At 74.3% G+C, this 22,014-nt stretch carries 17 protein-coding genes and 1 tRNA gene; 11 read left to right on the top strand and 7 right to left on the bottom strand.

All coding sequences use genetic code 11. The features are described 5' to 3' along the window. Positions 1-26 precede the first annotated feature (26 nt). Positions 27-800 carry a MerR family transcriptional regulator gene (locus IE332_RS01380; protein ID WP_189913175.1) on the top strand — a complete coding sequence of 258 codons (774 nt, stop codon included), beginning with the start codon at positions 27-29 and terminating at the stop codon, positions 798-800. Between the two features lie 54 nt (positions 801-854). Here the strand turns inward: IE332_RS01380 and IE332_RS01375 are convergent, their stop codons facing one another. Next, entirely contained in the window at positions 855-1,832 is a 978-nt protein-coding gene (locus IE332_RS01375) for a helix-turn-helix domain-containing protein (RefSeq protein ID WP_444542932.1), read from the bottom strand. Positions 1,833-2,168: 336 nt separating this feature from the next. On the opposite strand from IE332_RS01375, the gene IE332_RS01370 reads away from it, so the two are divergent. Together IE332_RS01370 and IE332_RS01365 are read left to right on the top strand one after the other, a co-directional pair. Continuing rightward, positions 2,169-2,846 (top strand): RNA polymerase sigma factor, encoded by a 678-nt coding sequence (locus tag IE332_RS01370; protein WP_229928207.1) that lies wholly within the window; start codon positions 2,169-2,171, stop codon positions 2,844-2,846. Continuing rightward, entirely contained in the window at positions 2,843-4,267 is a 1,425-nt protein-coding gene (locus IE332_RS01365) for a hypothetical protein (protein ID WP_189913173.1), read from the top strand. The genes IE332_RS01370 and IE332_RS01365 overlap by 4 nt, the downstream gene beginning before the upstream one ends. A 69-nt stretch (positions 4,268-4,336) precedes the next feature. On the opposite strand, the gene IE332_RS01360 is transcribed toward IE332_RS01365, so the two are convergent. Together IE332_RS01360 and IE332_RS01355 are read right to left on the bottom strand one after the other, a co-directional pair. Further along, positions 4,337-5,836 (bottom strand): aminopeptidase P family protein, encoded by a 1,500-nt coding sequence (locus tag IE332_RS01360; RefSeq protein ID WP_373313661.1) that lies wholly within the window; start codon positions 5,834-5,836, stop codon positions 4,337-4,339. A gap of 126 nt (positions 5,837-5,962) precedes the next feature. Next, positions 5,963-7,414: a PP2C family protein-serine/threonine phosphatase gene (locus IE332_RS01355; RefSeq protein ID WP_189913171.1), complete on the bottom strand. Its 1,452-nt coding sequence runs from the start codon at positions 7,412-7,414 to the stop codon at positions 5,963-5,965. Between the two features lie 614 nt (positions 7,415-8,028). Between IE332_RS01355 and IE332_RS01350 the strand changes: the two genes are divergently transcribed. Continuing rightward, positions 8,029-8,664, top strand: a complete 636-nt coding sequence (locus IE332_RS01350) for a bifunctional DNA primase/polymerase (RefSeq protein ID WP_189913170.1) — start codon at positions 8,029-8,031, stop codon at positions 8,662-8,664. A gap of 238 nt (positions 8,665-8,902) precedes the next feature. On the opposite strand, the gene IE332_RS01345 is transcribed toward IE332_RS01350, so the two are convergent. The 4 genes from IE332_RS01345 to IE332_RS01330 form a co-directional block, all read right to left on the bottom strand. Further along, complete coding sequence (locus IE332_RS01345) at positions 8,903-9,886, bottom strand: DUF5926 family protein (protein WP_189913169.1); 984 nt, start codon at positions 9,884-9,886, stop codon at positions 8,903-8,905. 243 nt (positions 9,887-10,129) lie between these two features. Next, the gene (locus IE332_RS01340; protein WP_308437509.1) at positions 10,130-10,549 is read right to left on the bottom strand and encodes an ATP-binding protein; all 420 of its coding nucleotides are present in this window, start codon (positions 10,547-10,549) and stop codon (positions 10,130-10,132) included. A 408-nt stretch (positions 10,550-10,957) separates the two neighbouring features. Next, complete coding sequence (locus IE332_RS01335; RefSeq protein ID WP_189913167.1) at positions 10,958-11,782, bottom strand: glycerophosphodiester phosphodiesterase; 825 nt, start codon at positions 11,780-11,782, stop codon at positions 10,958-10,960. Between the two features lie 115 nt (positions 11,783-11,897). Beyond that, positions 11,898-13,355 carry a purine-cytosine permease family protein gene (locus IE332_RS01330; RefSeq protein WP_189913166.1) on the bottom strand — a complete coding sequence of 486 codons (1,458 nt, stop codon included), beginning with the start codon at positions 13,353-13,355 and terminating at the stop codon, positions 11,898-11,900. Positions 13,356-13,703: 348 nt separating this feature from the next. On the opposite strand from IE332_RS01330, the gene IE332_RS01325 reads away from it, so the two are divergent. The 7 genes from IE332_RS01325 (at position 13,704) to IE332_RS01295 (ending at position 21,974) form a co-directional block, all read left to right on the top strand. Then, a complete protein-coding gene (locus IE332_RS01325) occupies positions 13,704-15,653 on the top strand; it encodes a S1C family serine protease (protein ID WP_229928205.1) in 1,950 nt (649 codons plus the stop codon). A 76-nt stretch (positions 15,654-15,729) separates the two neighbouring features. Then, a tRNA-Ser gene (locus tag IE332_RS01320) sits at positions 15,730-15,817 on the top strand. Positions 15,818-15,946: 129 nt separating this feature from the next. Further along, the gene (locus IE332_RS01315; protein ID WP_189913165.1) at positions 15,947-16,774 is read left to right on the top strand and encodes a MerR family transcriptional regulator; all 828 of its coding nucleotides are present in this window, start codon (positions 15,947-15,949) and stop codon (positions 16,772-16,774) included. Positions 16,775-16,833: 59 nt separating this feature from the next. After that, positions 16,834-18,120 (top strand): MFS transporter, encoded by a 1,287-nt coding sequence (locus IE332_RS01310; RefSeq protein ID WP_189913164.1) that lies wholly within the window; start codon positions 16,834-16,836, stop codon positions 18,118-18,120. A gap of 370 nt (positions 18,121-18,490) precedes the next feature. Continuing rightward, on the top strand, positions 18,491-19,855 hold the full coding sequence (locus tag IE332_RS01305) for an FAD-binding oxidoreductase (RefSeq protein WP_189913163.1): 1,365 nt from the start codon (positions 18,491-18,493) through the stop codon (positions 19,853-19,855). A 456-nt stretch (positions 19,856-20,311) separates the two neighbouring features. Further along, positions 20,312-20,641: a hypothetical protein gene (locus tag IE332_RS01300; RefSeq protein ID WP_189913162.1), complete on the top strand. Its 330-nt coding sequence runs from the start codon at positions 20,312-20,314 to the stop codon at positions 20,639-20,641. Between the two features lie 532 nt (positions 20,642-21,173). Next, the gene (locus tag IE332_RS01295) at positions 21,174-21,974 is read left to right on the top strand and encodes a pyridoxine/pyridoxamine 5'-phosphate oxidase (protein WP_229928204.1); all 801 of its coding nucleotides are present in this window, start codon (positions 21,174-21,176) and stop codon (positions 21,972-21,974) included. Positions 21,975-22,014: the final 40 nt, after the last annotated feature.

The raw sequence follows: 22,014 nt of genomic DNA, 5'->3' as shown, positions 1-22,014 counted from the left end.
GTGGTCAGCACCAGGGAGGAACCCCGATGACCAGTGAGGGCTACTCGGTCGGCGCCGTGGCGAAGATCGCCAAGGTGACCGTCCGCACCCTGCACCACTACGACGAGATCGGCCTGCTGTCCCCCGCCGGCCGTACCCGGTCCGGCTACCGCCGGTACGTGGACGCCGACCTCGACCGGCTGCAGCAGATCCTCTTCTACCGAGAACTCGGATTCCCCCTGGAGGAGATCGCGGCGATCCTGGACGACCACTCGGTCAGCCCGAGCGAGCACCTCCGGCGGCAGCACCGACTGCTGACCGACCGGATCAGGCACCTCCAGGACCTCGCCACAGCCGTCGAACACGCCATGGAGGCAAGGAGAATGGGCATTCAGCTGACCCCGGAGGAGAAGTTCGAGATCTTCGGCGAGGGCTACCAGGAGGACTGGGAGCAGGAGGCCGAGCAGCGCTGGGGCGACACCGAGGCCTGGGCCGAGTCCCAGCGCCGCACCGGCGGCTACTCCAAGGCCGACTGGCAGCGGATCCAGACCGAGATGACCGAGCTCAACACCCGCCTGGTCGAGGCGCTCACCGCCGGCGAGCCCGCCGACGGCGCGGTGGCCACCGGCCTCGCCGAGGAGCACCGGCAGCACATCTGCCGGAACTTCTACGACTGCACCTTCACCATCCACCGCGGACTGGCCGGCCTGTACGTCTCCGACCCGCGCTGGACCGGTACCTACGAAGACCTCGCCCCCGGCCTGGCGCAGTGGCTGCACGACGCCATCGTCGCCAACGCCGACCGGCGGGAGCAGGGCTGAGCAGGGCTGAGCAGGCCTGAGTAGGCGGGAGCAGGCGGGAGCAGGCGTAGCGAGTCACGCCACCCCGCGCCCGAAGGAGCGCCGGTAGGCGGTCGGGGAGGTGCGCATCACCCGGCCGAAGTGGTGGCGGAAGGTCGCGGAACTCTCGAAGCCGACCGCCGCGGCGATCTCCTCCACCGTCCCGTCCGGCGACTCCAGCAGCGGCAGGCTGGCGGCGATGCGCTGGGTGATCACCCAGCGCATCGGGCTGGTCCCGTTGCGGGCGGTGAAGTGCCGCAGGTAGGAGCGGTCCGACATCCGGGCGGCCCGGGCCAGCACCGGGACGGTCAGCGGGACGGACAGGTGGTCCAACGCCCACTGCATGCTGCGGGCGATCCCGTCGTCCTCCTCCTCGACCGGGCGGACCGCCGCCTCGATGAACTGGGCCTGCCCGCCGTCCCGGTGCGGCGCCACCACGAACCGGCGGGCCACGGCGTTGGCCACCTTGGCGCCGTGGTCCCGGCGGACCAGGTGCAGGCAGAGGTCGATCCCGGCCGCGCTGCCCGCGCTGGTGAGCACGTCCCCGTTGTCCACGTACAGCACGTCCGGGTTGACCCGGACCGCCGGGTGGCGCCGCTGGAGCAGCTCGGCGTACCGCCAGTGGGTGGTCGCGTCCCGGCCGTCCAGCAGCCCGGCCGCGGCCAGCGCGAAGGCGCCCGAGCAGATCGACACGATCCGGGCGCCGCGCTCGTGCGCGGTGCGCAGCGCCCGCACCAGCCCGGGCGACACCACGCCGCCGAACGCGTTCGGCACCCCGGGGACCACCACGGTGTCGGCCGCCGCCAGCTCGTCCAGTCCGTGCCGGGCCGTCAGACTGAAGCCGCCCACCGCGTCCAGCGCCGTGCCCGGCCGGTCGGCGCACACCTTCAGCCCGTACCAGGGCGTGGCCAGCAGCCCGGCCAGCTCGGGCCGGGCCAGCCCGAACACCTCGACCACGACGCCGAGTTCGAACGGTGCCATGCCCTCGAAGGCGTACACCGCGACATCGTGCACGGGCTCCGGCCGGCGACCGATGGCGACGGCCACCGGTCGCGGCCGCGGCGCGGTCGCCGTACCGGTGCCGACCGGGCCCTCGACGTTCTGCTCGGCCATGCGAAACCCCCTGCTCACGGGTGGCGGAATGCCGGTGAGTGTAGCCGTCCCGGCCACCCCGGAACTTTCCCCGAACCCACCTGCAACCTCCGTCCCCGCCACACGTCCATTGGTACGGGGGCGGAGGGAACCGGGCCGAGGGCGGCTGGGAGGATCCCTCCCGATCACGATCTTGATCAGGTGGACCTGACGGTCCGGCGAACGCCGTCACCGTCCCGGGGGAAAGCGGAAGCGCACATGTCCATGGCCATCGGGCCGACCGTCGCGCCGGCAGGCGCGCGCGGATTCACCGTCCGCGGGGTGGTCGCCGCCCTGTTCGGCGCGCAGGAGGCGGGCGAGCCGCTCGCCGCCGCCGTCACCGAGCAGGAGGCGAAGCAGCGCCGGTCCGGGTTCCGGCTGCTGCGCGGCGGCCGCAAGCCCGCCGAGGACCGGCCCACCCTGACCGACCTGTACCACGCCCACCGGCTCGGTCTGGTCCGGATGGCCGTCCTGCTGGTCGACCACCAGGACCTGGCCGAGGACGTCGTCCAGGACGCCTTCACCCAGCTCTACCAGCGCCACGGCGAGGAACTGGACGACCTCGACAACGCGCTCGGCTACCTGCGGACCTCCGTCGTCAACGGGGCCCGCTCGATGCTGCGCCGCCGCAGGACCGCCCGCGAGTACGTGCCGCCGCACGAGGCCGACGCCCCGTCCGCCGAGGACCACGCGGTCCTCAACGACGAGCACCGCCGGGTGCTGGTCGCCCTGCAGGAACTGACCCCCCGCCAGCGAGAGGTGCTGGTGCTGCGCTACTGGTCCGACATGTCGGAAGCGCAGATAGCCGAGACCCTGGGACTCTCCCGGGGTGCCGTGAAGTCCACGGCCAGTCGCGCCCTGGACGCCTTGGAAAAGCACCTGGAGAAGGTTCGATGACCGACAAGCTCCCCCGCCGAAGCGGCGGCGACGGCGACGAGCCGGCCGAAACCCCCACGGAACGGCTGCTCCGCGAGGCGATGGGCGCGCGCGCCGCCCAGGTCACGGCGCACTCCCTGCGCCCGGCCGCGCCACCGAAGAGCCGGATCCGCCGCCTGCGCCCCGTGTACACCGTCGCCGTACCGCTCGGCCTGGCCGCCGCGATGGCGCTCGGCGTGCTCACCTTCCACGGCGAACCGGTCGCCCACGACCAGGTCCCGCCCCCGGCCGCCACCCTGACGACCTCCCCGAGCCCGACCGCCGAACCGACCGCCACCCCCACCCCGTCGGCCACCCCCACCGACACCGGCACCGGCAGCCCGACGGCCGACCCCGAACCCGAACTCCCCCTCGCCGACTCCACCCCCTCCTCCGTCGCGACCACCACCAACACCACACCCCCGGCGGCCCCGTCGACCCCGTACACCTTCCGTGGCGTCAAGTTCAGGATCCCGGCGGGCTGGAAGGCGGTGCCGGCCTCGTCGAGCCAGGTCTGCGTCCTGAGCCCGGGCGCGCCGACGGAGTCGCAGCAGGGCTGGTCACAGAGCAAGTGTGAGCCGTACGGCGTCCTGGTGGCGGTCTACAACGGCCCGGACGAGCTGGAGGGCGGCGCCTGGCCCACGATGAACGACCTGGCCTCGGAGTCCGGTTGGGGCCACCAGCCGAACTGCCCGATCTGGGGCCGGCCGTACTTCCCGGCCGACGGCTACTCGTCGGTCGGCGCGCCCGTACGGACCAGGCCGTCCCTGGCCGGGAAGACAGCGGACAAGACCCAGTGGAAGGTCACCTGCAAGCCCGGCGACACCTTCACGGCCCAGATGTGGGGGTTGGCTCCGGACCAGGTGTACGTGGTGGCGAACGGCATCAAGGACGACTACCAGGCCGGCCTGCAGTCGATCCTCAACAGTCTGGACGTGAGTGGTCACAAGGCGCCCGCGTCGACCGACGCCACCGTTTCCGTGACCGGTCTCAAGAACGGCCTGCAGGTGCCGAACAACGAGACCGCGGTTCCCTTCTCGGTCACCTTCAAGAACACCGGCACTGCGAAGATCGCCGGGGCCAAGGCGCTGGTCTCCCTGGGCAGTTACCCGGGAACGCCGACGGACGGACCGATGGGGGGAACCCTGGAGATCCAGGAGGGCGGAGCCTGGAGGTCGATGTCTCTGCGCTTCGCCGGAGTTTCCGCGCCTCTGGAGGCCGGTGTGCCGGTCGACCTGGATCCCGGGCAGAGCGCCACGGTGAACTACCGGCTGATCCTCAACGCCGTGGACGGCCCGGGCACCCTGCCGCTGTCCGTGAAGCTGGCGGTGCCGAACGGCACCACGGGGAACTCCACGGATCTCGCCACCACCGGTTACCAGCTCCAGGTGGTTGCGAAGTAGCCCCCTACGCGCGAGGCCCGGCCTCCCGTCGCCGGGGGGCCGGGCCCTTCACCGTGGTGCGGGTGCGGCTCAGGCCAGGGAGGCCATCCAGGCCTCGACGTCCTCGGAGCGGCGGGGCAGGCCGGCCGAGAGGTTCTCGTTGCCGTCGGCGGTGACCAGGATGTCGTCCTCGATGCGGACGCCGATGCCGCGGTACTCCTCCGGCACGGTCAGGTCGTCCTGCTGGAAGTACAGGCCGGGCTCGACGGTGAGCACCATGCCGGGGACGAGCAGGGCGTCGACGTGCTCCTCGCGGCGCGAGTGGGCGCAGTCGTGGACGTCCAGGCCGAGCATGTGGCCGGTGCCGTGCAGGGTCCAGCGGCGCTGCAGGCCGAGTTCCAGGACCTTCTCGACGTCGTACGCGGAGGCGTCCAGCAGGCCCCAGGCGAGCAGGCGCTCGGCGAGCACCCGCTGGGAGGCCTCGTGGAAGTCGCGGAATCGGGCGCCGGGCTTGACCGCGGCGATGCCGGCCTCCTGGGCGTCGTACACCGCGTCGTAGATCTTGCGCTGCAGGTCGGTGAAGCGGCCGTCGATCGGCAGGCTGCGGGTGACGTCGGCGGTGTAGAGGGTGTGGGTCTCGACGCCGGCGTCGAGCAGCAGCAGTTCGCCGGGGCGCACGTCGCCGTCGTTGCGGACCCAGTGGAGGGTGGTGGCGTGCGGGCCGGCGGCGGCGATGGTGCCGTAGCCGACGTCGTTGCCCTCGACCCGGGCGCGGCGCCAGAAGGTGCCCTCGATCCAGCGCTCCGAGGTGGCGACGGCCTGGCCGAGCTCGCGGACCACGTCGGTGAAGCCCTTGACGGTGGCGTCGCAGGCGGCGCGCAGTTCGCCGATCTCCCACTCGTCCTTGACCAGTCGCAGGCCGCTCAGGAACTCCTTGAGCCCGGCGTCCTGGTCGGCGTCGAGGACCTCGGCGAGGGCGGCTTCCAGGCCGGCGTCGTAGCCGCGGACGATGCGGGTGGGCACGGCGGTGTCGGCGGCCGCGGCGGCCAGTTCCTCGGCGGCCTTGCGGACGTCGCGGGCGGGCAGGCCGAGCAGCTGCTCCTGCTCGCTCAGGCTGTGCCGGCGGCCGACCCACAGCTCGCCGTGGCCGTCCAGCCAGAACTCGCCGTTCTCGCGGTCGGAGCGGGGCAGCAGGTAGAGGGTGAACTCGTGGCCGGCGTCGCCGGTCGGCTCGGCGACGAGGACGGCGTCCTCGGTCTGGTCGCCGGTGAGGTGCACGTACTCGCTGGAGGCGCGGAAGGCGTAGTCGGTGTCGTTGGCGCGCACCCGCAGGTTGCCGGCCGGGACGACGAGGCGCTCGCCGGGGTAGGCGGCGGACAGCCGGGCGCGGCGCTCGGCCGCGTAGGGGGCCTGGGCGACGGGGACGAGGCCGTGCAGCTCGGTGTCGGCCCAGCCGGTCTTCATCGAGGCGGCCAGCTCGTCGGAGATCTCGCCGTAGAGACCGTTCTTGCGGCCCTTGAACTTCTGCGGCTCCTCGCCGCCCTCGGCCTCGGGGTTCTCGGCCACCGCGGGGGTGCGGTCCTCGGTCACGTTCAACGCCTCCTTGGGGGTGGTACCGCCGCCCCTCGGGGGAGTGTCGGATCGCGACAACGCGCGGGCGGCCGTGCGTCCCATGGTACGGACGCCGTGCCGCCCGCCGGTGCGGGGTTCGTATGCCTACTCGAAGCGGGCCGCGAGCAGCATCAGGTCGTCGGTGGCGGTCGCCGCGGTCTCGGGGGCGGGGCAGACGGCCAGCAGGTGGGCGCAGAGCCGGTCGGGGTCGATCCGCACGTCGCGGGGGGCGTCGGCGGCGGCCCGGCGGAGGTTGGCCTGTCCGGCGTGCAGGGTGGGGCCGCAGCGGCGGGCGAGGCCTTCGGTGTAGAGCAGCAGGGTGTCGCCGCGTCCGGCGGTGAACTCGACCCCGGGCGCTTCCCAGCAGGCGAGCATGCCGAGCGGGGCGGAGAGCGAGGTCTCCACGAACTCGGCGCCGTTGCGGCCGACCAGGACGGGCGGGCAGTGTCCGGCTCCGGCGAGGGTGACCCGGCGCTCCTCGGGTTCGAGCCAGGCGTAGACGGCGGTGGCGCTGCGGGTCGGCTCGGTGGTCTTGAGCAGCAGTTCCAGGTCGCCGAGGACGGAGACCGGGTCCTCGCCCTCCAGTACCGCGTAGGCCCGCAGGGCGGCCCGGATCCGGCCCATCGCGGCGGCCGCGCCGGGGGCGGAGCCGGGGCCGGCGCCGGGGCCGTCGCCGGAGACGGAGCCGACGGTGATGCCGACGGTGCCGTCGGGCAGCGGGATGGCGTCGTACCAGTCGCTGCCGCTGGAGCGGTCGAGGCCGGCGGGGACGAGCCGGGCGGCCAGCCGGACGCCGGGGGTCTGGGGGAGGCGGTCGGGCAGCAGGCCGCGGCGCAGCGCCTCGGTGGTGCGCCGGGTCCGGTCCGCCTCCAGCTGCTTGGCGAGCAGGGGGGCGGCGATCTCGCTGTAGTGGCGGGCGAGTTCGCGCCGGCATTCGGCGGGTTCGGCGGGCTCGTCGTAGAACCAGACGGCGGCGGCGAGCGGGCCCTCCTCGGGGGTGGCGAGGGGGAGGCCGAAGGCGCCGCCGAGGCCGAGGTGGACGGCGAGTTCGCGCAGCCGGGCGCCGATGGCGGGGTCGGTGGCGAGGTCGGGGGAGTGCAGTTGCCGGGGCCGGTCGCGTTCGCGGAGCAGCCGGGCGAGCAGGCTCTGCTCGGTGGGGACGGTCTCCAGGGCGCCGAGGCTGGAGCGGTCGAGGCCGAGGCCGACCGGCTGGCCGGGGCCGCCGCCGGGCAGCCGGGTGACCAGGACGCCGCGGCGGGCGCCGAGCAGGGCGGCGCCGGAGGCGAGGACGGCGTCGAGGGTGGCGTCGAGGCCGCGGGCCCGGGCGAGCCGTTCGGTGTGCTCGTGCAGGCTGGTGATATCGGACAGGCGTCCGGCCAAACGGTCCTGCACGGCGGTGGAGGGGGCCGTGAGGTCGTCCGCCGGGCCGGTCGGGGTGTCGGCGGGGCCGGTGAGCCCCGGCGGGTCGAGGACGGTGAGCCCGCCTGCGCAGCCGGGTTCGCCCGGCTCGGCGGTCGTCGTCGACGGGAGAGCCGTCGACTGGTGGGACTCGGTCATGCCGCCACTCCTGACGCGGTGCTCTGTGCCATGCGGAACCCCCAGGTACGGCCGATGTGGAGCGAGCACGGCCAAAGGGCGTGTTTCGCCTCGATTCGCTACTACTCGTCATTGATCGACAGCAATGCCACCACTTCTACACAGGCCATTCGGGGCATGTCCAGATCCAGGACGACGCGCTGGTCGGTTCCACGGCCCTCCCGACCCGGTCGGGGGGCGTGCGTGGTCGGTGCGCGCGCCGGTAGGGCCGGGAGGCATGGAGCGAGCCGCGAGCGGGCAGAACCGTGGGGACGGACCGGGCGGCCGTCCGGATCGTATGCCCCTGCCGCCCGCGAGCCGGGTCGGCCTGACGTCTCTCACTCGTACGGTGGAACCAAGCGCGCCCGGGCGGCGTCCATCCGGTCGCATACGGGATTCTCGTTCCAAGGGCTGTTCCACTGCGCGGCCCTTCTCATGTCGTGCTCCGCACCGTGCTCCACGCCGTAGCCGCGCCGTCCGCCTTGCCGCCCGCCCCGTTCGTTCCGGGGCCGTGCCGCGGCGGACCCGCGCGGATCGTCCCGGCGGACGCCGACGGAGTGGAGCGAACCGAGCGGTCAGGGAAAGGAACGAGCGCCATGCGTGAGAACCCGAAGGACCGGTCCGAAGAGCGTGCCGCCCGACTGGCCGCGGCCCTGGGGGCCGCCGTCGACCACCGCTGGCCCGTGGTGCCGAGCGCCGTGCTGCGCGGCGGACGCTGCTCCTGCGGCGACCGGGACTGCAGCGTCCCCGGCGCGCACCCGCACGACCCCTCGCTGCTGGCCGCCACCACGGACGCCCGGATGGTGCGCTGGTGGTGGGAGCGGCAGAGCCCGGACGCGACGGTGCTGGCCGCCACCGGTTCCACCGTCTCGGCGGTCAGCCTGCCCGCGGCGGCCGGGGCGCGGGCGCTGGTCTACCTCGGCGCGCTGCGGCTGCCGCTCGGCCCGGTGCTGGCGATGCCCGGCCGCTACGCGCTGCTGGTGGCGCCCTACTCGCTGGACGCGCTCGGCGAGATGCTCGCCCAACTCCCTTGGGTCCCTGGCTCGTTGCGCTACCACGGGCCGGGCGGCTTCCTGCCGCTGCCGCCCGGCGGGTCGGCCGGCCGGGTGCGCTGGGTGCTCGCGCCGCGACCGGGTGCGGGCGGCGGGGTCTGGCTGCCGCAGGTGGGGCCGCTGCTGGGCGAGTTGGTGGAGGCGACGGTCCGGCTGGACAGCGGCCGCTCGGCGTACTGAGGGCGGCTGCGGGCCCTGGGAGCGAGTGGTCTTCCCGGGGCCCGCGGGACGGCTACCACCGGGGCGCTCCGGAAAAAGAAAAGATCCGGCCGCTGGCGACGGGGGATGCACCAGCGGCCGGACTCTTTAGACAGTAACAAGGATCCGCGCCCGCGCCAATTTCCAAGACGCCCTCCACGCCCGGAAATTGCGCGTTCACCGCGACAATGTGACGCGTATCACGTGGATCCTGCGCGCTTTAGTTCAAGGTGACCTGACGGTTCACCAGGTTCGCGCGGGCGCGCCGCTCCTCGGCGGTCAGCGGGGCCGGCTCGGCGAGCACCGCGGCGAGCCGCTCGCCGAACTCGGCGGCCGGCTTCTCGCAGTCGGCGGCGGTCATCGAGAGCGGCAGGTCCCACACCGGGACGGTCAGGCCGTGCGCGCGGAACGAGCCGACCAGGCGGGTGTCCGCGCCGAGCGAGGCCTCGCCGGCGGCGTTCAGCCGGGCCAGCGCGTCCAGCAGCTGCTCCTCGGGCACGGTCATCACCCAGCGCAGGTGGTTCTTGTCCGGGGTGCCGCACCAGTAGGCGGCGTCGACGCTGCCCAGCTTCTCGGTCGGGATGGCCGAGGCGTTGGCGCGCTCCAGGGAGGCGGCGACCTCGCCGGTGGCGGTCTCGGCGTCCTCCAGCCAGAACTCGAAGCCGGTGTGCACGTCCGGCGTGAACGCGGCGGTGGTGTCCAGCAGGTCCTGCAGGCGGCGCCCGCCCGGGACGGTCCGGCGGGCCGGCACCGGGGTGCCCGGCTCGGTGGCCAGGGCCAGCTCCAGGGCGTCCGCGAGGTCGCGGCTGAGGTCGCCGGAGGAGGACTGGGTCTGCAGGCCGAGCAGGATCGAGCCGTCCTGGCGGCGCAGGGCCGGCCAGGCCAGCGGCAGCACGGTGGCCAGCGTCACCGACGGGACCTCGCCCTCGGCACCCTCGACCACGCCGGCGGCCAGCGTCAGCGGCACCGTGGCGGCCGGCACCAGCTCGCGCAGCGCGACCCAGTCGGCCTCGCCCGGCAGGCCCTCGAACGGGCGGTGCACCAGCTCCTGCACCGCGTGCGAGGCCTCGCGGCCGTGGCAGGCCTTGTAGCGGCGGCCCGAGCCGCAGGGGCAGTCCTCGCGGGCCCCGACCACGGGGATCTCGCCCGTGACGGCGGTGGTGGACTGACGCTGCGGCGCCTTCTTGGCGGCCTTCTTGCCCATGGTGCGGCTCTCCCGGGAACGGTGGTCCTGTGTCCCGGGAAGCCTACTGACGTTCTCGAGGCACCCGCGCTTCCCCCGGCGCGCGCCGACGCGCCGGGGCGGGTGTCGCGCGCCGGGGGCAGCGCCGCCGCCGCCGTCCTGGGCGCCGCCGCCGCCGTCCTGGGCGTTGCGGACGCCGTCCTGCGCGTTGCGGACGCCGTCCTGCGCGTTGCGGACGCCGTCCTGGGCGCCGCGGGTGTCGTCCTACGCGCTGCGGGCGTCGCCCCCGGTGCGCCGGGCGTGGCGGGCGCGGGCGGGCAGCGCCGCCCAGACCGTCACCTCGCCGGGCGCGTCGCGCACGCCCCAGTCGCTGGCCAGCTGGTCGACGATGCTCAGGCCGCGGCCACCGCCCGAGGTCAGCGAGGGACTGGCGGGCAGCGGCCGGGTGGTCGCTCCGCCGTCGGTGACCTCCAGGGTGAGCACGCCGTCGGCGTGCATCTGCCAGCGGACCAGCACGCCGTCGTCCGGCGGCCCGGTGTCCTCGCCGTGCTCCCGGCCCTCCGGCGCGGGCTGCGCCCCGGACGGGACGCCGACCAGCACCTGACCGAGCACCTCGGCCCGGGCACTGCGGCCGAGCGCCGGCAGCGGGCCGAGCGGACGGGCGTACCGACAGGCGTTGCTCAACAGTTCGGACAGGATCAGTACAGCATCGTCGATGACCGGTTCGGGTATCTGCCGGTCACCCAGATCTCGACGCAGTCGGCGCCGTGCGACCCCGACACTCGCTGGGCCGTGCGGCACTGCCATGGTCGATGAAGTCGGCACTTCACGCGCCACCATCAACGCCACCCCCGGACCTCCTTCAGCGTATGCCGAGGGAGAGATGCCCCTTGGTAATGCGTCGGAAACGAACACCGGACGATCCCGCGAGCCCATTTCGAGCGTGGCTACGGAAGGTCGACACGAGGTCATTCCGTGCTCACCCTCCGTCGCCCGGGGGAAGAGGAATTCCGGCAATATCGAGCGCGGAAGGTTTGACCGCCGACCAGGGCGGCCGGTCCGCACCGGCCCGGCCGCCGGTGCGTCGGCGGATCACCGTCCGAGCTGTGCCAGGACCTCGGCGGGCCGGTTGGTGATGATCGCGGAAACGCCGAGTTCCAGGCAGAGCTCGACGTCGGCCGGTTCGTCCACGGTCCACACGTGCACCTCGTGACCCAGCTCGCGCAGCCGGGTCACCAGCTGCGGACGGGCCCGCACCAGGTCGATGCCCGGCCCGGCGATCCGCGCCCCGCCCGGCAGCGGCGCGCCCTCGCGCAGCTTGCCGAGCAGCGGCAGCGTCCGCTCGAACAGGAACACCCGCCGGTACTCCGGCGCGGCGGCGGCCACCCGGTTCAGCGCGATCGAGGAGAAGCTCATGATCCGGGCGGACGGGCGGTCGCCCTGCCGGGCCGCGCCGATCTTGAAGCGCTCCAGCATCCGGAGCAGCTCGGACTCCACCAGGCCGCGGAAGCGCACCGGGTGCTTGGTCTCGATCGCCAGGTCCACCGGGCGGCCGCAGTCCACCACCAGCTCCAGCAGGCGCTCCAGCCGCAGCACGCCGCGCAGCTCCGGGTCGGTGCTGGGGCGGCCGGTCTTCCAGGCGCCGAAGTCGTACGCCTCCAGCTCGGCGAGCGTCATCGCCGAGACGGTGCCGCGGCCGTTGGAGACCCGGCCGATCCGCCGGTCGTGCACGCAGACCAGGTGGCCGTCGGCGGTCACCCGGACGTCGCACTCCACCGCGTCGGCGCCCTCGTCGAGCGCGCGCCGGTAGGCCGCGAGGGTGTGTTCGGGCAGGGCGTGGGAGGAACCGCGGTGGGCGATCACCTGGACGGGCGGCGCGGTGCGCGCCACCGCCGAGGACAGGTCTGGGCTGGTCACGGGGCCAACGATAGGCGGCGCAGGTGAAGCGGGGGCGACGACGGTCCCAACCTGCGGCGCCGTCTGCGGCCCTCCGGGCGGCCGTCCGGTGTCGGCGGACGGCCGTCCGGTGCCGTCAGCGGGCGGTGCGGCGGGTGAGCGGGGTGAGCGCCCAGGTGGCCAGGGCCGGCACCAGGAAGGCGAACAGCGAGGCCGAGGTCCACTCCTGCGGGGTGAAGTGCAGGGTCTCCTGGGCGGAGGTCCAGAAGTCCGTCCACCAGCCGGCCACCTTGGTCGGCGCGATGAACTGGTAGACGGCGAAGCCCAGCACCCACGGCAGCAGCATCGTCCAGCGGGACGGCGCGTCCTCGGAGAGGTCCCAGCCACGGCGCCCGGCGCCGAGGAAGAAGTCCACGGCCAGCACCGCCAGCAGCGGCACGAACACCGAGCCGATCAGGCCGAGGAAGCTGTAGTAGCTGTCGGTGAACTCGTCGATCTGCAGCGCCAGCACGGTGGTCAGCAGGCCGATCGCGCCGCTCAGCACCCGGCGGTCCACCTTCGGCAGCAGGTTCTGCACCGACATCGCGGTCGAGTACACGTTGGCGAAGGACTGGTCGGTCTCGCGCACCACCAGCACCAGCAGGAACAGCCAGCCGGCCCAGACGCCGAGGAAGGAGTCGAAGATCTTGTTCGGGTCGCCGCCGGACTGCAGCAGCGCCATCAGGCCGAGCACGTAGCACCAGACCTGGGCGATCGTGTAGCCGGAGAAGCTGCCCCAGAACGCCGAGCGCGGGGTGCGCGAGTGCCGGGTGTAGTCGGCGGCCAGCGGCACGAAGGAGATCGACACCGCGATCATCGCGTCGGTCGCGCCCAGGAAGCCGTGCCAGTTGCCGGCCCCCGGGTCCGGCACGCCCTGGCGGCCCAGCTGGACGGTGAGGTACACCATCGCGACGGCGACCGCCCCGGCCACGAAGCGGCGCAGCACCGCGATCGAGCCCAGCGGCCAGATGGTCAGCGCGGTGGTCAGCGCACCCGCGAGCAGCACGAACAGCCAGCGGTAGCCGGTGGTGTGGGCGACGGTCTGGGCGCCCGCCGAGATCGTCAGCAGCTCGAACACGCCCCAGCCGACGCACTGCACGATGTTCAGCACCGTCGGCAGGTACGACAGCCGGGTGCCGAACAGCCCGCGCAGGCTGGCCATCGCGGGGGCGCCGGTCCGGGCGCCGATCAGCGCGGCCACGCCGAGCATCGCGGTGCCGACCGCCGTACCGACCACGATCGCGGTCACCGCGGCGGCCAGCGAGAGCTCGCTGCCGGGGGCGCCCAGCACGGTGGCGGCGGTGGAGAAGCCGATCAGGCTGACGCCCAGGTTCATCCAGAGCGCGAAGTGGTCCCGGAAGCGCAGCGTGCGCGGCGGCTCGGTGTCCAGGACCAGCGGCGCCTCGGCCCGCTCGGGGCGCTCGGCGGGGTCCAGGACGGCGGTTCCGGCGGCCGCTGACCCGGCGGGGTCCGCGGTGGCGGCGGGGCCCTCGGTGGCGGGGAAACCCTTGGACGCGGGGGCGCCCGAAGAAGAGGATGACGAAGCAGGCGGCATGGCCGATACTCCCTACGCCGGCATTACCCGGACAGGTTCCGGCGGTCAGCGCCCCCTCGGCCGTTCGCCTCGCTCGTGTGGCGTACGGTCGACATGCGCACTCTCAGCCTGGTCGGTCCAAGCTCCCGCGTGTCAGTTTGGAGCGACAGGCTAACCGGCACAGGGGCGAACACCCAAGGCCAGGGCGTGTGCGGTCCGCATCGCGGGACGCCCGACGGGGGAGGGGAACCCCCGGGTGTCGGTGCCGGCTAAGGATTCTTATGAGTTCTTCAGAGGGGTCCTTACGGCAATCGAATCGACAATGCGAAAAACTATGGTCCTTGGTTCTGCCAGCTATGGAGGTCGTCCGTGAGCACCGAGCGCGAGGTTGGGCCCACCGGGCCGCAGGGGGAGCAGCCCGCAGGCCAGGGGGCGGCCGAGTCCGTCTCCGAGGGCCCCGCTCAGGGCGGGCACAAGCCGACCATGGCCTTCCGCCGGGTCCCCGAGCCGGAGGCCGGTGCGGTCGAGGCCGGCGCGGTCGAGGCCGGCGCCGCTGAGGCGGGCGCGGTCGAGGCCGCCCCCGTCGACGCCGCTCCGGCGGACGGCGGGCACCAGCCGACCATGGCGTTCAGCCGGGTGCCCGCGCCCGAGCCGGCGCCCGCCGCCGGCGTCGCGGCGGAGGGTACGGCGCCGGAGGGTGCGGCGCCCGAGGGCGGCCACAAGCCCACCGTCGCCTTCACCAAGGTCACCGCGCCGGAGGCCCCGGCGGCCGCGCCCCAGGCGCCCGCCGCGGACGCCGCTCCGGTCGCGCCCGTGGCGCCCGTCACCGGGGAGCCCGCCGTCGACCCGGTCACCGGGTACATCGACGCGCCGCCGCCGGTCCTGCCGCCCGCCCCGGCCGCGCCCGCGGCCCCGGCGCTGCCGCCGGCCGGCAACCCGTACGCCACCCCGACCCACGGCGTCCCCGCCGCGGGCGCGCACGACCCGTACGGCGCCGCCACGCCCGCCCCCGGCACCCCGATCACCCCCGGCGTGCCCGCCGCGCACGCCCACCACCCGTTCGGCGCCGGCCAGCCGCTCGGCGGCTGGGGCCCGAACCACGACGCCGGCTCCGGAGCGGGCTTCCCCGGCGGCCCCGCGGGCCCGCTCGGCTACCCGGCCGACCACTCCGGCGGCCCGCACGGCGGCGGCCCGCGCAAGAAGCGCGGCGCACTGCTCGCCCTGATCGCGGCCGTCGCGCTGGTCGCCGGGATCGCCGGCGGCGCGGTCGGCGTGAGCGTCGCCGACCGCGGCGACAGCAGGAGCTCCGCCGACGACCACCGCAGCACCACCGTCCAGGCCAGCGACACCCAGAAGAACGAGCCCTCCCCCGGTTCGATCGCCGCCATCGCGCAGAAGGCGCTGCCCAGCGTCGTCACCATCAAGGCGCAGGGCAACGGCGAGTCGGGCACCGGCACCGGCTTCGTCTTCGACACCGAGGGCCACATCCTCACCAACAACCACGTGGTCGCGCCGACCCTCAACGGCGGCAAACTGACCGTCAAGTTCGCCGACGGCACCTCGTACAACGCCTCGGTGCTCGGCCACGCCGAGGGCTACGACGTCGCCGTGGTCAAGATCGACAACCCGCCGAAGGGCAAGCTGACCCCGCTGCCGCTGGCCGACTCCGACAAGGTCAACGTCGGCGACGCCACCGTCGCGATCGGCGCGCCCTACGGCCTGGAGTCGACCGTCACCAGCGGCATCATCAGCGCCAAGGACCGCCCGGTCGCCTCCGGCGACGAGACCGGCTCGCAGGCCTCCTACATGAACGCCCTGCAGACCGACGCCTCGATCAACCCCGGCAACTCCGGCGGCCCGCTGCTCGACTCCGGCGGCGCGGTGGTCGGCATCAACTCGGCGATCCAGTCCAACGCCTCCGCCAACGGCCGGGCCGGCAGCATCGGCCTGGGCTTCGCCATCCCGATCAACCAGGCCCGGTGGGTCGCGGACACCCTGATCAAGACCGGCAAGCCGGTCTACGCCAAGCTCGACGTGCTGCGCAACGACGACTACAAGGGCGACGGCGCGCAGATCCAGACCCGCGACGTCCAGGGCCAGCCGGCCGTCACCCCCGGCGGCGCGGCCGACAAGGCCGGCCTCAAGCCCGGCGACGTCATCACCAAGCTCGGCGGCGTGCCGATCGACAACGGCCCCGCCCTGGTCAGCCGGATCTGGACGCACAAGCCCGGCGAGACCGTCGACGTCGAGTACACCCGCGGTGGCCAGCAGCTCACCACCAAGGTCACCCTCGGCCAGCGCGAGGGCGACCAGCCGTGACCCCGCCCACCGACCGGCGGCACCGCGAAACGGTGTGCACCGAACCCCGCCGGACCCGTTAGGCTGACCTCCGCCTGGAGAGCTGCCCGAGCGGCCTAAGGGAACAGTCTTGAAAACTGTCGTGGCGTGACCCGTCACCGTGGGTTCGAATCCCACGCTCTCCGCCGGTAGGAGAACCACCTGCTCAGGGCGGGTGCCGAGACCACTCGGCACCCGCCCTCGGTGTTTTTGCGGGGCGGTCCGGCGGCCGGGGTTGACCCTGACACCGTGGGAGGCGGTGGAGTGGAGGCACCATGTTGAACATCGGAGACTTCGCCAGCCACGGCCGGGTGTCGGTACGGATGCTGCGGCACTACGACGCGATCGGCCTGCTGCGGCCCGCCCGGGTGGACCCGGTCAGCGGCTACCGCTCCTACGAGGCGGCCCAACTCGCCCGGCTCAACCGGGTGATCGCGCTCAAGGAGCTCGGCTTCACGCTGCAACAGGTACGGGCCGTCCTCGACGACGAGGTGGACCCGGCCGAACTGCGCGGCATGCTGCGGCTGCGACGGGCCCAGCTCGCCGAGGCGATCGCGGCGGACGAGCTGCGGCTGGCCCGGGTGGAGGCGAGGCTCCGGACGATCGAGAGTGAGGGGACCATGTCCGCACACGATGTCGTGGTGAAGCCGGTGCCGTCCGTCCGGGCGGCCCAACTGACCGGTGTGGCCGCCAGTTACGCGCCCGAGGACATCACCCCGGTGATCGGCCCGCTGTTCACCGAACTGTGCCGGCGGCTCGCCGAGGCCGGGGTCGAGGGGACCGGCCCGTCCGTCGCCCGGTACGAGGACGGGCCGGAGGGAGACGGCTCGGTGCTGATCCTGGTCGCCGTCCCGGTCGGACCGTCGGTGCGGCCCGGCGCGCACGACTTCGAGGTGGTCGACCTCCCGCCGATCGAGGAGGCGGCGACGATCGTGCACCGCGGCCCGATGAACGGAGTGCTGGGGACCGTCCAGCACCTGGCCCGCTTCATCGAGGAGAACGGCTACCGCTCGGCCGGCTACGCCCGGGAGCTGTACCTGGAGTGCCCGGAGGACGAGGCCGGGTGGGTCACCGAACTCCAGGAGCCGGTCGTCCGCCGGTAGGGCTGCCCCTCGGGGCGCGCTTGCCCTCGACCAGGTCGAGGGCCCTAGCGTCGCCCGGCATGACCACCGCCACCTCCGACGCCGCCACCTCCGACGCCGCCACCGGCGCCCGCTCCGACACCGCCGCGGGTGCCGCGCGGGCGCCGCTGCCCCGGCCGTACCTGCTCTGGCTGGCCGGCACCCAGGCCGGACTGCTGGGCGACGCCGCGCTGTACTTCGCCCTCGGCTGGGCCGCCTCCGCGCACGGCGGCGGGGCGGCCGGGCTCGTCCTGACCGCGATCACCGTGCCGCGGACGGTGCTGGTCCTGCTGGGCGGCGCGGTCGCGGACCGGTTCGGGGCCCGCCGGGTGATGCTCGCCGGGGACGCGGTGATGCTGGCCGCGACCGTCGCCCTGGCGCTCGCGGCCGGCGGCCCGGGCACACCGCCGCTGTGGCTGCTGGTCGCGGCGGCGGCCGTGATCGGGACCGTCGACGCCTTCTACCTCCCGGCGAGCGGCTCGATGCCCAGCCGGCTGGTGCCCGCCGACCGGCTGCCCCGGGCGCTCGCCCTGCGCCAGGCCGGCGGGCAGGGCGCCGTCCTGCTCGGGGCGCCGCTGGGCGGCCTGCTGGTCGCCGCCGGCGGGCTGTCCGGCGCGGCGGCGGCGGACGCGGCGAGCTTCGGGGTCGTCCTGCTGGTCCTGCTGCGGGTCCGGCCCGGCGGGGGCGCGCCGTCCGCCGGGCCGGTCGTCGCGCCGTCCGCCGGGCCGGCCGGCCTGCTGCGCGAGGCGGCGTCCGGCGTCCGGCTCGCCCTCGGCGACCCGCTGCTGCGGGCCGCGCTGCTGCTCACCGGCGCGGCCGCCGGGGCCCTGCTCCCGGTGGTGTCGCTGCTCGGCCCGCTGCTCGCCCGGGCGCACGGCTGGACGGCGGGCACGGCCGGGCTGGTGAGCGGCGGCCAGGCGGCCGGGGTGCTCGCGGTGGCCGGCCTGGTCGCCTGGCGGGGCGCACTGCCCAGGGCCGGCGCGGGGGCGGCGGCCGGGCTCTGCACGGCGTCGGCGGGGACGGCGGTGCTGGCGCTCGCCGCGGGGCCGGTGACGGCGGTGGCCGGCAGCGTGGTGGCGGGCATCGGTTCGGGCCTCTTCGCGTGCCACCTCGGACCGCTGGTGCTGACCGGCACGCCCTCCTCCCACCTCTCGCGCGTACAGGCGCTGTTGACGCTCGTGCAGAGCCTCGCGCTGGTGCTCTCGAACGCCCTGCTGGGCCTGCTCGCGGACACGGCCGGCGCCGCCCTGCCCACCCTCCTCTGCGCCCTCGCCACCGCCGCCGCCGGCCTCACCGCCCTCGCGACCCCGACCCTCCGCCGAGCCTGACCCCCGCAGTCGGCGCACGGGCCCGGCAGCCCACCGCCCCTCCCGTCTCACCCACCCCCGCTCTGGCGGCCCGGCCCCACCGCCCGTCCCGCCCCCGGGGCCCACTTGCCCCACATCCGGCACGCGGGCCCACCGCCCCTCCCGTCTCACCCACCCCCGCTCTGGCGGCCCGGCCCCACCGCCCGTCCCGCCCCCGGGGCCCACTTGCCCCACATCCGGCACGCGGGCCCACCGCCCCTCCCGCCTCACCCACCCCCGCCCTGGCGGCCCGGCCCCACCGCCCGTCCCGCCCCCGGGGCCCACTTGCCCCACATCCGGCACGCGGGCAGAGTGCGGTGGTGGAGCTGGTCGGCGGTGAGCGGAGGCGGCGATGGGTGATCTGACGGATCGACTGGCGCAGGGCCTGCCGGCCGGGGCCGTGGTGGTGGACCCCGATGTGACGGCCGCGTACAGCCGCGACATGGCGGGGTTCTGTGCGGCCGGGGTGCCTGCCGTGGTGGTGTTCCCGGAGACGGTCGAGCAGGTGCAACACGTGATGCGGGTGGCGACCGAGCTGCGGGTGCCCGTGGTGCCGCAGGGTGCCCGGACCGGGTTGTCGGGGGCGGCGAACGCGGTGGACGGGTGCGTCGTGCTGTCGCTGGTGAAGCTGAACCGGATCCTGGAGATCGATCCGGTGAACCGGATCGCGGTCGTCGAGCCCGGTGTGGTGAACGCCGAACTCTCGCGCGCGGTGGAGCAGTTGGGCCTGTCGTACCCGCCGGACCCGTCCAGTTGGGAGTCCTGCACGATCGGCGGCAACATCGGCACCGGCGCGGGCGGGCTGTGCTGCGTGAAGTACGGGGTCACCAGCGAGTACGTGCTCGGCCTGGACGTGGTGCTGGCGGACGGGCGGCTGTTGTCGACCGGCCGCCGGACGGCCAAGGGCGTGGCCGGGTACGACCTGACCCGGCTGTTCGTCGGTTCGGAGGGGACGCTCGGGGTGGTGGTCCGGGCCGTACTGGCGTTGCGGCCCGCGCCGGCTCCGCAGTTGGCCCTGGCGGCGGAGTTCCCGAGCGCGGACGCGGCGGGGGCGGCGGTGTGCGAGGTGATGGCGCGCGGTCTGACCCCGTCGCTGATGGAGCTGATGGACGCGGTCTCGGTGCGGGCCGTGAACGAGCTGGGGCAGATGGGGCAGCCGGAGTCCACCCAGGCGCTGCTGCTGGTGGCGTTCGACGGGCCGGACCGGGTGGGCGAGTTGGCGCGGGTGGCGGAGTTGTGCCGGGCGGCCGGGGCGACCGAGGTGGTGCCGGCCGAGGACCAAGCGGAGTCCGATCTGCTGCTGGCCGCACGGCGGTTGGCGTTGCCCGCGCTGGACCGGCTGGGCACCACCATGATCGACGACGTGGCGGTGCCGCGTTCCCGGCTGGCGGAGATGCTGAACGGGGTCGCGGCGATCGCCGAGCGGCACGGGCTGACCATCGGGGTGGTGAGTCATGCCGGGGACGGCAACACCCACCCGATCGTGATCTTCGACGCCGAGGACGAGGACCAGGCGGTACGCGCCCAGCGGTCCTTCGACGACATCATGGCGCTCGGCCTGGAGCTGGGCGGCACGATCACCGGCGAGCACGGCGTGGGGCTGCTCAAGCGGGACTGGCTGGCCCGTGAGCTGGGCCCGGTGGCGCTGGAGCTGCAGCGGCAGCTGAAGGGGGTCTTCGACCCCTTGGGCATCCTGAACCCGGGCAAGATGGTCTGATTTTCTCCGAGCCCTCTCGACACGGTTTCCGCTCGCTTCTGCGCCCCATTTCAGTGTGACTTTCCGATGGTCTGCGAATGGCTGGAAAAGTCGACATGGAAGGGTGGTCGAACTTTTCTGGGGCGCATTCACGGTTCGCCTGCGCCGGGGTGGTGCGACCAGTAGTCCGCAAGGGTGTCGACGCGCCGCTCCCCGTTGTCCGCGAACCGTCGTCCATCCGGGTGAAGTCCCAGCTCATGGGTGGTGCGTCGGCGCGCTTTCCGGATTCCGACCCGTTATGCGCGGCCTCGGTGGATATCACGCGAACGGGCGAAAACTGCGGGGTGAGCTAGTGCTTTGTCGATTTGTTGCGGAAGTCTGTCTCCCGGCGTCGCAGCCCGCAGGTGTTCGTCTGGCCGGCGAACCCCGCACCTCATGATCGACCATTGCACGATTAACAGATTTCTGGAGGCTCTCATGGCTCGCATCCACACCCGTCGGGTGGCCGGACTCCTGCTCGCCGGCCCGCTCGCGGCCGGTCTGCTGCTGGTGGGCGCCGGTGCCGCCGTCGCCGACAACGGCGCGGGTGCCGCGGCCGGCTCCAACGCCGGCGTGGTGTCCAACGTGGGCACCGGCAACGTGTTCGGCGGGGTCGACGGCAACTACGTCTCCACCCAGCAGACGGCCACCGGCTCCGGTGCCTCGAACCAGAGCAACACCCTCGCGGTGAAGGACAACGCCGGCGCCGTGCTGGCCGGTCAGGGCAACAAGAACGTCAACGTCATCTTCGCCCCGGTCTTCCCCTGACCGAGCGGCCGGACGGCCGCACCGAGTGCCGTCGGGTTCCGTCGAGTGCCGTGGAGTACCACCGAGAACCACCGAGGGCGGGGGCGCCGGAGGTGGGGGCCGCGGGTGAGCTGAGCACCCGCGCCCGGACTCGGACCGCACGGCGACGACCGCGCCGGCCGCGACAACGGCGGCAACGGCGGCAACAGCACCGGACGCGACAACCGCACCAGCCGCGACGACAGCGGCAACCGCACCAGCCGCGACAACCAGAGGGAACCGCGCATCACCGAGGGAACAGCGCATGACCGGCCGGCGGAAAGGGTCACCGTCAGACCGGCCTCGTGGGCGGTGCCGCCATCGGCACCGCCCACGAGTGCGTCCGGGCGCCCTCCCGCGGACCGGCCGTGATCCGTCCACCGACGGGCCCGCGCCCGGGGCCGTCGGTCCACGGCGGTACGGTTGCGCTCCGACAGCGCATCTCGTGCCAGGGCCCGAATGGGACGGCCCGGCGGGGGGTGGCGACCGCGGCACTCGGAAGGAAGGGCGCGCGATGGCGGCGGACGAGGAGGGCCTGACGGGCCCGGACGAGGCCAGGCCTGCACCGGAGCCGGAGGCGGGAGCGCGCCCGGAGCCGACCGTCGAGCCGCCCCGCGAGCGCCGGCCCGAGCCCAGGCCCGAGCCCAGGTCCGTCCCCGAGCTGCTGCTCGGCCGCCCGCCGATGGCCCGTCCGCTGCCGTCCTTCGACCAGGACGCCGCGCCCGCCGCGCCGGGCCCGCTGTTCGTGGACTGGCTCGCGACCGCGCTGGACGCCGGGGTGCTGGACCCGCAGGCGTTCACCCTCTCCACCGTCGACGCGGACGGCATGCCGGACGCCCGGGTGCTGGTGCTGCGCGATGTCGACGCGGCCGGCACCGGCTGGAACTTCTCCGCCGCCGCCGACAGTCCGAAGGGCCGTCAGCTCGCCGACCACCCGGCCGCCGCGCTGACCGTCTACTGGCCGCAGCTGGGCCGCCAGGTGCGGGTGCGCGGCACCGTCGAGCGGGCGGCCGACCTGGTCGCGGCCGCCGAGTTCGCCACCCGCTCGCCCGCCGCCCGGGCGTCCTCGCTGGTCGGACGGCAGAGCGAGCCGCTGGCCGAGCTGACCGAGTACGACGAGGCGGTGGCCGTCGCCCGCCGCCGGCTGGAGGCGCACCCGGACGTCGTCCCGCCCGGCCACGCGGTCTACACCCTGTGGGCGCACGAGGTGGAGTTCTGGCAGGGCGACTCCGAGCGCCGGCACGTCCGGCTGCGCTACACCCGCACCGGCCCGGTCAGCTCCCCGGACTGGTCGCGCACCCTGCTCTGGCCGTGAGCCACCGGTAGGCCCGCGGCCGCCCCGTGGGCCCACAGGG

Origin of the sequence: Kitasatospora xanthocidica, assembly GCF_014656195.1 — a bacterium.
Taxonomy (GTDB): Bacteria; Actinomycetota; Actinomycetes; order Streptomycetales; family Streptomycetaceae; genus Kitasatospora; species Kitasatospora xanthocidica.
This window is presented reverse-complemented; position numbering and strand designations above follow the sequence as displayed.

Excerpts from the sequence above, each read along its gene's own strand:
- IE332_RS01370 (WP_229928207.1), top strand. The coding sequence starts at position 2,169 with ATGTCCATGGCCATCGGGCCGACCGTCGCGCCGGCAGGCGCGCGCGGA.
- IE332_RS01365 (WP_189913173.1), top strand. The coding sequence starts at position 2,843 with ATGACCGACAAGCTCCCCCGCCGAAGCGGCGGCGACGGCGACGAGCCG.
- IE332_RS01355 (WP_189913171.1), bottom strand. The coding sequence starts at position 7,414 with ATGACCGAGTCCCACCAGTCGACGGCTCTCCCGTCGACGACGACCGCC.
- IE332_RS01345 (WP_189913169.1), bottom strand. The coding sequence starts at position 9,886 with ATGGGCAAGAAGGCCGCCAAGAAGGCGCCGCAGCGTCAGTCCACCACC.
- IE332_RS01310 (WP_189913164.1), top strand. The coding sequence starts at position 16,834 with ATGACCACCGCCACCTCCGACGCCGCCACCTCCGACGCCGCCACCGGC.
- IE332_RS01315 (WP_189913165.1), top strand. The coding sequence starts at position 15,947 with ATGTTGAACATCGGAGACTTCGCCAGCCACGGCCGGGTGTCGGTACGG.
- IE332_RS01330 (WP_189913166.1), bottom strand. The coding sequence starts at position 13,355 with ATGCCGCCTGCTTCGTCATCCTCTTCTTCGGGCGCCCCCGCGTCCAAG.
- IE332_RS01350 (WP_189913170.1), top strand. The coding sequence starts at position 8,029 with ATGCGTGAGAACCCGAAGGACCGGTCCGAAGAGCGTGCCGCCCGACTG.
- IE332_RS01295 (WP_229928204.1), top strand. The coding sequence starts at position 21,174 with ATGGCGGCGGACGAGGAGGGCCTGACGGGCCCGGACGAGGCCAGGCCT.
- IE332_RS01300 (WP_189913162.1), top strand. The coding sequence starts at position 20,312 with ATGGCTCGCATCCACACCCGTCGGGTGGCCGGACTCCTGCTCGCCGGC.
- IE332_RS01305 (WP_189913163.1), top strand. The coding sequence starts at position 18,491 with ATGGGTGATCTGACGGATCGACTGGCGCAGGGCCTGCCGGCCGGGGCC.
- IE332_RS01380 (WP_189913175.1), top strand. The coding sequence starts at position 27 with ATGACCAGTGAGGGCTACTCGGTCGGCGCCGTGGCGAAGATCGCCAAG.